The sequence below is a fragment of the Candidatus Eremiobacterota bacterium genome (assembly GCA_031082125.1).
Lineage (GTDB): Bacteria > Vulcanimicrobiota > CADAWZ01 > CADAWZ01 > Ess09-12 > Ess09-12.
On sequence record JAVHLM010000030.1, the window covers coordinates 91,796 to 104,922 of the forward strand.

The window sequence follows — 13,127 nt, forward strand, 5'->3', positions numbered from 1 at the left end:
TGGCATGCAGAGAAGTACGGAAAGAGGAATGCCGCGGCGGGGCGGGCCCCGCCCGCCGCATTCAGGGAGGTGGGTCCATGACTCCGGTGTATTATCCCCTGCTTTACGGATTGTACGCCTGCGCGCTCTATCTGCTCGCCTGTTATTACTGGTCAAGGGGCAGGTTCCCGAATCTCTTCGGCAGGGAGTGCTCTTTTCACACAGCCCCTTACCGTGACGGCCTCGACTCGGCACTTGCCCTGCCCGCGTTCATCGCATCGGTGAGCGCGGTGCTCTGGTTTCTTGTCGCCACCCATATGCCGGTGCTGAGGGAGATTATCCTGGGGGTTCTTTTCATCCCCCTCTTGATCCCCCTGTTCCTCTTCTATTCGGGCTTCAAGGAAGCACGGGCGGGCCGGACCGCCGAGATATTCCGCATCTATACGCAGAAGTGCGGTCATCCCCGGGTCATCCCCGATCACATCAAGAGAGGCTACGTGGCCCACAGGCAGGAGCAGGCGGCCCTGATGGCGGCGAAGTGGGGCTTTTTTCTGGTCCTGGCATTCATCTCTTTCATGGTATGCACGGGGAACCGCGGTGACCTCGCTCCCGTATGGTGGATGGAGCCGGTGGGAAACCTGAGGATCGGCGCCCTCACCGTGATCATGATCCTGCTTGCCTTTATTGAGGCGGGCATGGCACTGCTCTCGGCGCGCCTGGCTCACCGCTGGTGGAAATGCAGGGAGCTCGAGGGGGCCCTGCCTCACTTTGAAAAGGCAAGGCAGGGGCTTATCGATGACACCGTGGAGCGCTACCCCCTCAAGGATTTCAAGAATCCCCTGAACAGGGACTGTTTCGACGGATATGTGGCCGGTGAAAAGCTCGGCCCCCTGCTGGATCATGCCTGGGGCAGGTTCCTGGAGCACGTGAGCAGGGGGAGCATGGAGCTTGAGTACTCCATGATGCCCTTCGGTCTCCTGAGAGGCACGGCCCTTCCATGGAAGGAGATAAAGAATGAGCTCACCGGCAAGATAGCCTCCCTGGCCTCGGAGCTCCAGGAGAAAGACAGGGCAGTCCTGGAAAAAGTGAAAGAAGGGCTTGATGCCCTCGATGCCGGGACCGACATTGAACTATGGGGAAAGCATCAGAAAACTCTTATTGAGGCCGCCCAGCAGTGGTACCATTATAAAACGCTGATTTCCCGGGATTTTGTGCAGTGGGTGAACGAGAACCTTAAAGACAGAGGCACCTTCTGGTAAGAGTCCGGAAAAACCTGTCGCGGGGCAGCAAGGCGGGGAGCACCTCACAGGGGATCCCTCAGCGGCCGCCCGCGGGAAAGAGTGCGGGAAAGTGTTTGACAGGCGCGTCAGAATAGGGCTTGATGTGGGCCATTACAGCATCAAGGCGGCGATTTATGCCGCTGACAGGAGAAGGCTTCTTGAATTGCGCGAGGTGGAGCTCCTTCCCGGGAGGGAGTATATTGATGACAAGCCTTCCGATGAGCAGAAAGAGGAGGCGATAAGGGCCATCCTCGGCACCGCTGCCGAACCTTCCCCCAGAGTGAAACCTGCAGTGATAGCGGCCCTCCCCGACGAGGTGGCGATCTGCCGTTATTTTGAGCTTCCGCAGCTTGAGAAGGCAAGGGAGGATACCGCCGTCAGGACCGCCGTGATGAAATATATCCCCTATTCCCTGGAAGACGCGGAATTGACCTATGTGCCTATCGCTCCCCTCAAGGAAGACAAAGAAATGACAGGCATATTTGCCGTTTCGGTGAGGAAGAGTATGCACCAGAGCCTCCGGCAGGTGATAGAGGCCTGCGGCGCCTCGGCCCAGCACTTCGAGATAGCTTCCCTGGCTCTCCTGAAGCAGTTCCTGGCATACCGCCCCGCTCCATCAGCGGAATATAGTGCCCTCATCAACGTGGGAAGCCGCCTTACCTCCATTATCATCGTGAGGGGCAGCAGCCCTTATTACAACCGCTCCTTCCTGCTGGGGGGCAGGAATTTCACCCATGCCTTCCAGATGGGCCACCAGTCTTCCTGGAAGGATGCCGAGGCTTACAAGCGCTCCTATGATGCCATGAGAAGGGAGATCGCCCTGGAGCCGGTGCTGCAGAAATGGCTGAACCAGGTGAAAAAGACCCTGGCCGCTTTCGAGGCCTTCGACAAGAGCGGCGACGCCGCCGTCGGGGAAATATTCCTTACCGGCGGCGGGGCGTCGCTGAAAGGACTTGATGCCCGGCTTCAGGAATATGTCGAGACGAGGGTCTCCTTTGAGAGATGGGACAGGGTAGCCCCCGGCGAAAATCAGGGCGGTGCCCCTCTCGCGTCATTCGGCGTGGCCCTTGGTATCGCCCTCTGATGAGAAGGGATTATTCTTTTATAAGGGGTGTAAAATGGCCACCTGGCTCGATTCTCTGAGAGACAGGCTGGGAGAGACATTCTTCAAGCAGGCTTCTGACGAGGAAGGAAAAGGGGGCGACCCCGCGGACTTCCTTTTCCGGACGGGCCGTCTCACCAGGGAAGAGCTCCTGAGGTCCCTCTCCCTTCACTTCAATGTCCCCTCCGTGATGACCGCCGATTATGAGCCCGAAGACGGGGCACTCTCCCTGGTCCCCGAAGATGTGGCCCGCCGCTTTACCCTCATGCCCCTTTTCACCATCAGGGACAGGATTTATGTTGCCGTGACCTCGCCAGGCGACCTGGATGTCGAGGATTTCATCCATCACCAGACAGGATTCTCCATGGAAGAGCTCGTGGCCCTCAGGGGCGACATCGAGGAGGCCATCAACCGCTACTACCTGGCAGGCGGGCGGTCAGCCGAGAAGATGATGAGCATGATGCGCGCGGAAGAAGAGGAAAAGGGAAGCGAAAAGGAAGAGGAAGTCCGCCTCGAGGCCGAGGATGCCCCTTCGATCAAGCTGGTGAGCCATATCATCTCTTCGGCTATCAGGCTGGGCACCAGCGACATCCACCTGGAGCCCTACAAGGAAGGCGTCATGCTCCGCTACAGGATAGACGGCATCCTGAGGGAATATCCCCCGCCGCCCCTCCACCTGCTCAAGGCTGTCACCTCACGCATCAAGATACTCGCGAGCATGGACATCTCGGAGAAGCGCCTGGCCCAGGACGGCCGCACCACGTTCAAGGTGGATGGAAAGGATTATGACCTGAGGATCTCGATCATCCCCAACCTCTTTGGCGAGTCCATCGTGATAAGGATCCTGAACATAGGCGGCGAGAGGTCGTCACTTGAGAAGCTTGGATTCGCGCCTGCCCTCTATGAGACCTACCTCAGGCTCGTCTCGACTCCCTACGGGATGTTTCTCGTCACGGGGCCCACGGGGTCGGGGAAGAGCACCACCCTCTACGCCACCCTCGAGCATATCCTGACACCCGAGAAAAAGATCATCTCCATCGAGGATCCCGTCGAGAGCCAGGTGAGCGGTGTCACGCAGTTCCAGGTGCACCAGCACATCGGCTTCACCTTCGCCCACACCCTGAGGGCCGTCCTCAGGCATGACCCCGAGATTGTGCTCGTCGGAGAGATCCGCGATATCGAGACGGCTGAGATAGCCATCCAGGCAGCCCTGACAGGCCACCTCCTCTTCAGCACGCTCCACACCAACGATGCCCCCTCGGCGGCTACGAGGCTCATCGATATGGGCGTGGCGGGCTACCTGGTGATGACGACCCTGATAGGCGTCCTGGCCCAGAGGCTCGTGCGGCGGCTCTGCCCCCGGTGCAAGGTCCCCCTTGAGGTGGACGAGCCGCTGCTGAAGGTCCTGAAGCTCCCTTCGCTCCCCGAGGGGGCGACGCCTTTCAGACCCGTGGGCTGCGAAAGCTGCGAGCACAGCGGCTACAAGGGGAGGGTCGCCATCTACGAGCTGATGGAGATCACCTCCGAGATGAGGCGCCTCCATGAGAAGGACATGACCTCCGAAAACCTCACCGATATTGCCATGAAGCATAATTTCATGAGCCTCAGGCAGAGCGGCATAGAGAAATGGCTTGCCGGAGTCACGAGCTTCCAGGAGCTCGTGCGAACAGTAGTGATGGAGCGGCTTTAGTATGAAGAAACTGTACTGTGCCGATGACGATCCCGATGTGCTCGGCTTTGTGCGTCTCGCGGTCTCTAAAATAGAGGGAGTGGAGATCACCTGCTTCTCGAACGGCCTGGAGCTTTACCGGGCCGTCCAGGATTTCTCCCCCGACGGGGTAATCTGCGATATAATCCTCCCTCTCCTTGACGGCCTCGCGGTGGCGCGCCTGATGAAATACAGCGGCCGCTACAAGAAAATACCGTTCCTCATCATCTCCTCGGTCATCGACCCCGACGTGGAAGAGCAGGTCAGGAAGGTGAGGGCCGATGACTTCCTGAGAAAGCCCTTCACCCAGGCGGCCCTGAGGGAGCGCGTGGAGAAGCTTCTCGGCCTCACCAGCGGGGAGAACAGCGCATCGTGATCACGGGGGTGAAGGGGTCCTCTGTCGAGACCTTGGTGGGGGCCGAGTCGTAGTGAAAGTTGCTGTTGCCGCTCACGGTGAGGGTTTTGGCCACGAATGATCCGTAGAAGTCGTTTCCCCCTCCGAAGGTGAGGGCCGCCATCGGGGCATAAATCCTGAGGGACAGCATGGTCCCCGAGAGCCCCTGGAGATTGATGGACTGGGCGGCGGTACCCCCGTAGAGGCTCAGCTGCTGGGACTGCATGGTGTAGTTTGCGATGGACGCTCCCGACGAAGAGTTGAGATTGCCCTGCAGGAAGAGGTTCACGGGCCCGTTCTTGACCCGGATGACGGACCCTGACGACATGGTGATGTCCCCCGTGATGACATAGTTTCCCGCTGCGAGATCGATGATGCCTCCCTTGGCGTCCCAGCCGCTGTAGGTGCCCGGCATGATGCTCACCGTCTGCTTGCTCGCTGCAGTGACTGTCCCCTTGCTCGCTCCCATGTCGGGAAAAGGCGTGGGGGGAAGGCTCTGTGTCTCGTACAGCACTGAAAAGGCCATATAATAAGGTGAGCCTATGATGTTGAGGGTAGTCGCCTCCGAGCCCCCGGGACCCACCGAGAGGGTGCCCATAATAGAGACATTTTTCAGCGTGACCGATCCCGGCGCCGACGCGTTGGTTGCCATATCGCCGCCGCTCGCCCTCTTCGTCTGCGCGTAAGTCCCCTGGCTTGAGTCATAGCTGTCAACATAGACGGTGCCGCTCAGGAAGATCGAGTCAGACCCGAAGAGGGCCACCTTGTACTTGGTCCCCCTTGTCACCAGCACTTCTTCATAGGCCACGGCACCCCTGTACTCGCCTTTCGCGATGAAATGGACAAACTGGGGGGGGACGATCCTTCCCCCGTAGCCGGTGAGGGCCGTGCTGCCGGTGGCGTTGTTGGTCGAGTAGGGAATGGCCGCCTGGTTCTTGTCGAAGGTCACGGTGTACGTCGCCCCCGAGTGGGGGAGGACCGCCTTGTTGAATCCTGCGCTCCACCTGGTATCGGTCTTGAGCTGGATCATGGCGTCCTCAACGCCGGCGATGGCGGCCTGCTCGGCGATGAGGGTGTTCTCACCCCTTGATGACAGTGACTTGTCGGCGGCGTAGTGGCGCACCATGCTGAGGGCAAAGAAGAACATGATGCCTATGCCCAGCAGAGCCACTACCAGGATGAATCCGCGGTGCCTCTTCATTGCCCTGTGCTCACTTTCTTTTCAGATTATAGAGGAGCACCGTCAGGTCTGCCGACTGGGTGTCCCTTTTCCCATGCTGATTCACTGTCTCGGTCTGAAGATGCAGTATCGCGGCAGACATGGTGGCGTTGCTGTCAGGCGTGAGGCTGACCTTCTGTGCCGTTTTCATGACCGTGGTGCCGGTGCCGTTGCAGAGGGTTGCCAGCTCACTTGCCGTGAGGGGAATATTGGTGGCGGGGTCGGTGAAATCGCGGTACACCTCTCTTCTCAGCAGCGTGGTGGTGCCTGCAGGGATATAATAGATGACGTATTTCTGCCATACCAGTGAGCCGCCCGCAGCGGTGATGAATCGCCCATTGCTGTCCGTCGCCGCCATGAAGCTGAAGGCGCCCTTGCCTATCGCTGAGCCGTCGGTGATGAGGGCCTTGTGAGTGGACTTCACCTCCTGGGCAATCTTCATCAGCACGGTCTGCAGGTCCTGGCGGGCCGCCGAATGGGCGGCCGCTCCCTGGAAGACGGTCTTGCTTCTCACGGTCATAAGGGTCATGACCCCGACAAGAAAAAGGAGCATCACGAAGGTGATGAGCAGTTCCACGAGGGTGAGCCCCCGGGGAGCCCGCGTGCGGATCACCATGGTCTTCTCATGCCTCCTAACCTGCGCCTTTCCTCACAATGATGGTCTCCATCACCAGCTTCCTTGTTCCCGTACTGTCTTTCCAAGTTATCTCCGCCCAGAGGAGCTTCTTGTCGGCGTCAACGCTCTGCACGAAGGTGCTGTAGGAGAATGATTCAGAGTAAGGGGCCCCGTTGTTGATGCCCCGGAACACCATGGTCCCCGATGAAGGGACGATGCTGTCGAAGCCGCCGGACCGCATGGAGTCAAGAAGGCTTTTCCCGAGGTACGCGGCATGGACGCGCTGCTCCGACTTCTGGAGCCCCTTCCTGCCCGAGGAGAATGAGGTGAGTATCACCAGCGCCGCGATCAAGACCAAGGCGAACGCGACGATGGTCTCCGTCAATGTGAAGCCCTTTTCCTTCTTCATGAGACTTTCTCCCTCGTTCTTGTCAGGCGCTCAGCCGAGCACCTGCACCAGGTTGAAGAGGGGCATGCCCAGCGAAATAATCAGCAGGCCTACAAAGATCCCCACCACGACGATGACGAGCGGCTCGATAAGGGACGCCATGTTTTTCAGCATCACATCCACCTGGAGCTCGTAGAAATCGGCTATCTCGTTGAGCATGGTCTCAAGAGTCCCCGACTCCTCGCCGGTCGCTATCATGCTGACGGCCATCTTGGTGAACTCGCCGCCCTGGCGGAGGGACTCGGCCATCGACTCCCCCTCCTTGGTCCTCCTGAGGAGGTTCATGATCATCTTTTCCATCACCCTGTTGCCCACGCTGCCGCTCACCAGCTCGATGGATTTCAGCGTCGAGACGCCCCCCGAGAGGAGGGAGCTGAGAGTCCTCGCGAAGCGGGCGATGGCAAGGCGCCTGAGGAGAGGGCCTATGACGGGAAGCTTCAGCAGCATGCGGTCCTTCACAAGCTCGCCCTTGCTGGTGCGCACATAGCGGCTCAGCAGGTAAAGCGTCGCCATGACCCCCGCGGCGATGAGGTACCAGTATCTCCACATGAAGTCGGCCACGGCGAGAAAAATCTGGGTGGAGAAGGGCAGGGGAGCGTCGAGGCCCTTGTATATCTCTTCAAACTGCTTGACGCCGAACATGAAAATGAAGACGGAGATGGCAAAGGCAAGAATCATGACCGTCACGGGGTACATGAGGGCCGATTTCACCTTCTTCTTGAGGTTCTCGGCATTCTCTATGTACTCGGCGAGCTTGAAGAGGATCTCGGGGAGCTTTCCCCCCGTCTCCCCCGACTCCACCATGAAGAGGTAGAACCGCGGGAACACGTTGGGATGGCGGCTCAGCATCTCCGATATGGCCTTCCCCTCCTTGACTCCCTCGGTGATATGGACGAAGACCGACTGGAGAAAAGCGTTTTCCGAGTCGGAGGTGATTATCTCAAGGGCGCGCAGCAGCGGGACGCCGGCACGGAGCATCGTGGCAAGCTGCCTGGTGACGACCTGGAGCTCCTCGCCGCTTATGGACCCGCCGAAGAGGACTTTTCTTTCCTTGACCTCCTTGATCTCTATCACGGTCGAGTAGGAGGTGGAAAGCCTCTTCAGGGCGCTCTCGCGGTCAGGTGCCTCGATGATGCCCGTGACGGGCCGCTTGTTCTCATTGAGATAGGTGAAGATAAACTGAGGCAGCATTCCGGGAACCTCCCTGAAAATACCTTCAATCCCGGGCCGGGGAGTTCCTGCCCGGCGCTCCCGGATTTCTCGGCTCCCTGTCCTGTGTCATTGTCGCCATGGGCTTTGCCCAAAGCGGCATTTCATTCATCCTCGCCGGAGGTTCCCGTCTCCTTCTCCCCGCCGGCATCTCCCGCCTTGGCGTTCAGGTTCTTGTCCTTTGAGAACTTGGACCCCTTGACGGTCACCTCCAGCGCGAGCCCCCCCTCGGTGAGCTGGTAGAGCCAGACACCGTCAGACATAGGCACCGCTCCCTGGAGAGCGCCCCCTGTTTTCCCCGACTTTGCCGCCGCCGTGCCCTGGGCGCCGAGGGTCCAGCCCGAATCGACGAAGTTCCTGAAGGCCTTTTCATTGTCGAAGACAAAGATCAGCATGAATTTCTTGACGCCGAAGCCGAGCCCCGCCTGGAGCTCCCGCATTTTCATATACACTTTTTCACTGGTCTTGTTGGTGACGGCGACGCCGCTCCCCCTGCCGGTCCCGGCAACGAGAATCTTGATGCCGAAATCGCTGAAAGTGGCGTAACCATAAGCTTTTTCTACCGCGGCCTTCGCGCCGGGACGGGCCTTGTAGAGGGCCGAGAGTATGTCCTGGGAGCGTTTCAGAATCGCCTGGCGCTGCTCTTCGGGGGATTTTCCCTTTTTGAAGATCCCCGCCTGCGCAGGCGGGGAAAAGCAGAGCATCAGCAGAAGCATAAGGGCGGTAAGACGCATGGAGCACCTCCGGTATCTGGCATAGGGTCACTATAGCCCGTTTTCTCCGGGCCTGGGGCGGAATCCTCTCTGTCCTGCCGGGAATGACAGACAGGTTGTCGCGGGGACATTGCAGGTTTTCCTGAGAGCTTTCACCTTGCCTCTTTTTCTGCTATAATAACCTATGACACACTGTCTTGAAAAGGAGAGCCCATGAAAAAAAGTCATGTTCTGTTTATCGCGGTCGCTTTTTTCGCTGCGGGCCTTGTGTGCAGCGCTGCGGCAACCGCTGACGAAGCCAGGGAGAAGGCCGCTGTCGCGTCATCCGGGACCTGGCTCGCCCTCGTGGACAAGGGGAGCTACGATAAGGCCTGGGATCAGGCCTCTGCTTACTTCAAGGGCGCCGTCACCAAGGCAGGCCTTGAGGCCTCGCTGAAAGGCGTCAGAGACCCCCTGGGGAAAGTGCTCTCAAGAAAGCTCAAGTCCAAGACTTATTCGAAGACGCTCCCGGGAGCGCCTGACGGCGAGTATGTCATCATACAGTATGACACGTCATTTCAGAAAAAGGCCGCGGCGGTGGAAACAGTCACCCCGATGCTTGACAAGGACGGGAAGTGGAGAGTCTCGGGCTACTATATAAAATAGCCTCAGAGCTTCTGGAACCTGCCATCCTTCTTCCTGAGCTTCAGGCCGTCTATCTCGACGAGCCCGTCCTCGACGATTACGGCTTTTGCGCCATCGCCTGACGATCCTGCGGCGCCGTCCTGCTGTTTCTGGATTTCCCCCGCGGTGAGGGCCTTCCCGTCCTTCCCGACATAAAGGTCGCTGTCCTCTATGGTGAAGGCTTTCACGGTGTCGGGATAGGCGTAGGCGATGAGGCTCCCGTCCGGCGCGAAGCTGATGGAGTGGATGCCGTCCTTCTCGGAGGTGCCCGGTTTTGCGTTCACGCGGGCAAGGTGGGTGGCCATGTCCACGAGGGAGATGTCATCAATGGACTCGATTTCTTCCCATTCCTCGATGAAGTTGGTCCTTGAGTGAAGCACGGCGAGCTTCTTCCCCGCCGGGTCCAGCGTGATGCCCTCGATGCGGCCGGCGATGGGTGTCTCCCATTCAATGCTGCCGTCATCGGGCCTGAAGGCCATGATTTTCTGGCTTTCGCCCTTGTGGTCCTTCGTTATCCAGGTGGCGCCTGTGGTGCCCACGAGGACCGTGCCGTCGGGGGCAATGACGGGAGCCACCATGTTTTCGCCCGTGGGGCTCTCCCAGAGCTTTTTCCCCGATGCGCCGTCAAGGCAGGCAATGCTCCACCTCGCGTCCTTCTCTCCCCTCAGGGGGACATAGAGGCGCCCCTGATCATCGCAGAAAGGAGAAAAGGAATAGTAGATGCTCTCTCCCGCATCATAGGGCTCGAAGCCCTTCTTGAGTTTTCCCGTTTCGCCGTCCACGGCATGGATGGTACCCTTCTTGCCCACGACGAAGACCGTGCCGTCAGGCGCAAGGGCCGGCGGGTGGTTTTCCGGCTGCGGCACCGAGTTCTCCTTCGCCTTGAAGGCGAAGGCCCATTTCTTCAGGGCCCACTGCTGCTTTCCCGTGGCCCTGTCGAGGGCATAGAGGCTGCCTTCCCCGTCGCGGAGGAAGAGCCTGTTGCCCTTGCCCAGGACCGGTGAAGGCACGCCGCCGTCATTGCGGGTGTTGAACTCCCAGAGCTGCTCTCCCGTGCCGAGGTCGAAGGCATGGAGCCTCCCCGAGCGGTCCGGCACATAGGCCTTCCCGTCATCACTGAAGGCAGGAGGGCGGTTCACGGCAAGAGTGCGCATTCCCGCGTATTTTTGCGCGGGGTCCTCCATCTCCTTTGAGAGGATCTCCCTGCCGTCCTTCACGACGGTGAAGTTGCCGAAGGTCGAGGCGTTTATTTCGCCATTCGGTCCCACGTTGGGGTGGGGGGAGATGCCGGACCTTCTGGGCACGGCCCATTTCTCCTTCATCCGGAAGGCGGGCTTCAGATCGCCGTCCAGCAGCACCTGGGAGGCGACGGAGGCCATTTTCCCGGAATGGCGGGGAGTGTCCTGAGGGGGGGATGGAGTGAATTCGTCGCGGGCCTGCGGTGAATCCGCCTGCGGTGCAGGTAACGACGAGGAGTTGGTGGGTGAGGCGATGCCGGGCAGGTGGGTGCCTCCGATTTTTCCTATATCCATAGGGCTCAGCTCCTTTCCCGAAAAGAAGGGATCACAGTCCATTATACCAGAAAATGGTGACAGACTCCACTATTTTCAGAATGTCAACAAAAGCTGATAGCGTTCGCCCTTCATATGCAGACCCGCCAGGAGCCCCTTTTCATAGACCAGGAAAGGGGTGCCTTCCGAGAGGGAGCCGAAGGTGAAGATGAGATCATAAGGCGCCCTGCCCTTCACGGTGAGAGTCCGCAGGCCGTGGAGCAGGTGGAGGTGGCAGGCCTCGCAGAGCACAATGAGGTTCCAGGGGTCATCGGTGCCGCCCTGGGAGCGCCTGATGATGTGGTGCACATGGAGGTTGCGGCGGCACCGGCAGCCCGGGGTCTGGCAGCGGAACCGGTCCCGCTTGAGGATCTTATGGTGATGGGCCGCTTTTTTCAAGGTGCCCTCGGTCTTGAGATAGTCGGCAAGGAGGGCGGCAAGGAATATCTCTTCCGGTTGGCCCAGGTTGTCAGCGCCTTCCGCCTGAGCGATATGACTGAGAAAAGCCCGTGCCGCCACGTTCCAGACCTGATCAAGCTCCCGGGGGAGAAAGAATTTTATCATCATGGAGCTTCCTGCCGCCGGCGAGGGATCTCCCGCCGTGAGGATGTCCACCAGGAAGGTCTCCTCGGGATTCTCGCCCCGGGGGATGGTACAGATCTGCCGGGCTTTTTGCCCCGCACACAGCCTCGAATTTCTTTCAATTTCAAGGGAAGCCTCGGAGGCCATCATCTCATCGACATCGCTGAAGTACCTCCAGGGCGCATCAAAGCGCCTGTCGCGGCCTGCAATGAGCTTCTCGTCGTCTGACGCGAGAGGCCACGAAGAGCAAAGAGAGGGGCCCTTATACCACGAGCCATCACGTATGCAGTCCTGCACCTCCGGAGAAAGGCCCCGGAACCTCTCGTCGGTGAGATAGCGGAGGCCGGGAAGCAAAGTATAATTGTGGGAGACCAGGCAGTCATATTCAAGGATCCTGGCAACTCGCCCCGCCTCTTCCCTGAGGTCCGCCGTGGGCACGCTCGCGGCATAGGCAATCCACTGCGATTCATTCCTGGAGTCCACCAGGGGGAGAATGAGGCGCGCCTGCTCCCTGGTGATGACGCCCTTCCTGAAGGCGTCTTCGGTGAGGGAGTGGCGGCGGAATCCCTCGGCGAGCCTGATGAGCTGGCGGGTCTGCGCCATCGAGAAGCCGCAGCGCTCCCCTGCATAGTCCTCGATGAACTCATAGCCGAGAAGGCGGTGGAGCTGCCGATCATCCATCGCCCGAAGGAGCATTCCCGCGGCCACGTCAAGCCTCTGGCGGATGGAGGCGGCCCTCCGGAGGCGGCCCGCAAACGCCCTGGCGGAGACCCCGGCGTATTCTCCGCCGGACCGGGCCTCTTCCAGCCACGACGGAAAATGGATGCTCCAGGGCAGCTCCCAGGGAGCGCCGCAGGAAGGGCTTCCGAAGGCCTTCCCGACACCCTCATCGGGATCGCTCACACGCCGGTTTCCCATCCTTCTCTTCATGAGGGGCACCCGTGAGAAGAGGGGGCGATTTCCCTTGGCATCAAGGGCCGGGAGCTCCGGGGCGACCTTCCCCGAGGCCAGGAAGTTGGCAAGGAGGGCCTCGACAAATCCGGCGACAGGCCCGTCATAGTGCTCTTTGTCCCTGAAGAGGGAGAGGGCGAAGTCCCAGGTGAGGGCAAGGGAGGGCGGCACACTGAAATACAGCATCGTGCCCTCGTTTCCGTCACCGTGCGCATCATCGCACGCCCCGCCCGCCGCGCGCAGGCTTCCTTCAGAACCGGGCGCCCCATCGGCCTTTCTTTCAGCGAGGGCCCTTTTCACTTCCCTCTCGAGGCCGCACAGGGAGCGCACCTCTGCAATGGCGAGCCACCGGGACTCGTTCTCAGGCGTCGCGACCCTCGAGAGATGCCTGAGGGCGCTCTTTGCGATCCTGCCCTCAAGATAGGTCTCCCGCGTGAGGGGGAGCGCCCTGAGAAGCTCGAAGTTGCGCATCAGCTCCGACGCGGTGCGCCCCGAGAAAGAGAGATGCTCCGTGGCGAAGGTCCCCATGGAGCGGTATCCTAACTCCCCAACCCCCTTTGTTTTCAGAGTGACGAGAATGCCGCCGAGTGTAAGATCCAGTGCCATGCGGCCGCGGACTGCCTCGCAGAGCAGAAAATCAATGCGCGCTGCCCGCTCGTCCCTGTCGATGGAGCCGAAGGTGATATCCTCGGTGAGCTTTTCCGCTTCGGGGA

At 59.9% G+C, this 13,127-nt stretch carries 12 protein-coding genes; 5 read left to right on the forward strand and 7 right to left on the reverse strand.

Annotated elements, in window-relative coordinates; genetic code table 11:
• Positions 1-77 precede the first annotated feature (77 nt).
• From RDV48_25490 to RDV48_25505, 4 genes are all read left to right on the forward strand, one after another.
• Positions 78-1,238 (forward strand): hypothetical protein, encoded by a 1,161-nt coding sequence (locus RDV48_25490; GenBank protein ID MDQ7826182.1) that lies wholly within the window; start codon positions 78-80, stop codon positions 1,236-1,238.
• Between the two features lie 91 nt (positions 1,239-1,329).
• Positions 1,330-2,343 (forward strand): pilus assembly protein PilM, encoded by a 1,014-nt coding sequence (gene pilM, locus RDV48_25495; GenBank protein MDQ7826183.1) that lies wholly within the window; start codon positions 1,330-1,332, stop codon positions 2,341-2,343.
• A 34-nt stretch (positions 2,344-2,377) separates the two neighbouring features.
• Complete coding sequence (locus RDV48_25500) at positions 2,378-4,051, forward strand: GspE/PulE family protein (GenBank protein MDQ7826184.1); 1,674 nt, start codon at positions 2,378-2,380, stop codon at positions 4,049-4,051.
• Between the two features lies 1 nt (position 4,052).
• A complete protein-coding gene (locus RDV48_25505; protein MDQ7826185.1) occupies positions 4,053-4,445 on the forward strand; it encodes a response regulator in 393 nt (130 codons plus the stop codon).
• On the opposite strand, the gene RDV48_25510 is transcribed toward RDV48_25505, so the two are convergent.
• The 5 genes from RDV48_25510 to RDV48_25530 form a co-directional block, all read right to left on the reverse strand.
• Positions 4,417-5,664 (reverse strand): hypothetical protein, encoded by a 1,248-nt coding sequence (locus RDV48_25510; protein ID MDQ7826186.1) that lies wholly within the window; start codon positions 5,662-5,664, stop codon positions 4,417-4,419. The two genes, RDV48_25505 and RDV48_25510, sit on opposite strands and share 29 nt — an antisense overlap.
• A 10-nt stretch (positions 5,665-5,674) precedes the next feature.
• Positions 5,675-6,298, reverse strand: a complete 624-nt coding sequence (locus RDV48_25515) for a hypothetical protein (protein ID MDQ7826187.1) — start codon at positions 6,296-6,298, stop codon at positions 5,675-5,677.
• Positions 6,299-6,314: 16 nt separating this feature from the next.
• Complete coding sequence (locus RDV48_25520; GenBank protein MDQ7826188.1) at positions 6,315-6,707, reverse strand: type II secretion system protein; 393 nt, start codon at positions 6,705-6,707, stop codon at positions 6,315-6,317.
• 30 nt (positions 6,708-6,737) lie between these two features.
• Complete coding sequence (locus tag RDV48_25525; GenBank protein MDQ7826189.1) at positions 6,738-7,937, reverse strand: type II secretion system F family protein; 1,200 nt, start codon at positions 7,935-7,937, stop codon at positions 6,738-6,740.
• A gap of 122 nt (positions 7,938-8,059) precedes the next feature.
• Positions 8,060-8,689, reverse strand: coding sequence for a YSC84-related protein (locus tag RDV48_25530; GenBank protein MDQ7826190.1), 630 nt, complete (start codon positions 8,687-8,689; stop codon positions 8,060-8,062).
• Positions 8,690-8,881: 192 nt separating this feature from the next.
• On the opposite strand from RDV48_25530, the gene RDV48_25535 reads away from it, so the two are divergent.
• Entirely contained in the window at positions 8,882-9,313 is a 432-nt protein-coding gene (locus RDV48_25535; GenBank protein MDQ7826191.1) for a DUF4019 domain-containing protein, read from the forward strand.
• A gap of 2 nt (positions 9,314-9,315) precedes the next feature.
• On the opposite strand, the gene RDV48_25540 is transcribed toward RDV48_25535, so the two are convergent.
• Both RDV48_25540 and RDV48_25545 read right to left on the reverse strand, forming a co-directional pair.
• Positions 9,316-10,863 (reverse strand): PQQ-binding-like beta-propeller repeat protein, encoded by a 1,548-nt coding sequence (locus RDV48_25540; protein ID MDQ7826192.1) that lies wholly within the window; start codon positions 10,861-10,863, stop codon positions 9,316-9,318.
• A 75-nt stretch (positions 10,864-10,938) separates the two neighbouring features.
• Positions 10,939-13,127 (reverse strand): HNH endonuclease signature motif containing protein (locus RDV48_25545; GenBank protein ID MDQ7826193.1); only part of this gene is annotated, 2,189 nt, incomplete at its 5' end.

What these genes read in the sequence shown, in the direction of transcription:
- RDV48_25490 (MDQ7826182.1), top strand. Translation starts at nt 78, where the DNA reads ATGACTCCGGTGTATTATCCCCTGCTTTACGGATTGTACGCCTGCGCG.
- RDV48_25500 (MDQ7826184.1), top strand. Translation starts at nt 2,378, where the DNA reads ATGGCCACCTGGCTCGATTCTCTGAGAGACAGGCTGGGAGAGACATTC.
- RDV48_25505 (MDQ7826185.1), top strand. Translation starts at nt 4,053, where the DNA reads ATGAAGAAACTGTACTGTGCCGATGACGATCCCGATGTGCTCGGCTTT.
- RDV48_25510 (MDQ7826186.1), bottom strand. Translation starts at nt 5,664, where the DNA reads ATGAAGAGGCACCGCGGATTCATCCTGGTAGTGGCTCTGCTGGGCATA.
- RDV48_25515 (MDQ7826187.1), bottom strand. Translation starts at nt 6,298, where the DNA reads ATGGTGATCCGCACGCGGGCTCCCCGGGGGCTCACCCTCGTGGAACTG.
- RDV48_25520 (MDQ7826188.1), bottom strand. Translation starts at nt 6,707, where the DNA reads ATGAAGAAGGAAAAGGGCTTCACATTGACGGAGACCATCGTCGCGTTC.
- RDV48_25525 (MDQ7826189.1), bottom strand. Translation starts at nt 7,937, where the DNA reads ATGCTGCCTCAGTTTATCTTCACCTATCTCAATGAGAACAAGCGGCCC.
- RDV48_25530 (MDQ7826190.1), bottom strand. Translation starts at nt 8,689, where the DNA reads ATGCGTCTTACCGCCCTTATGCTTCTGCTGATGCTCTGCTTTTCCCCG.
- RDV48_25535 (MDQ7826191.1), top strand. Translation starts at nt 8,882, where the DNA reads ATGAAAAAAAGTCATGTTCTGTTTATCGCGGTCGCTTTTTTCGCTGCG.
- RDV48_25540 (MDQ7826192.1), bottom strand. Translation starts at nt 10,863, where the DNA reads ATGGATATAGGAAAAATCGGAGGCACCCACCTGCCCGGCATCGCCTCA.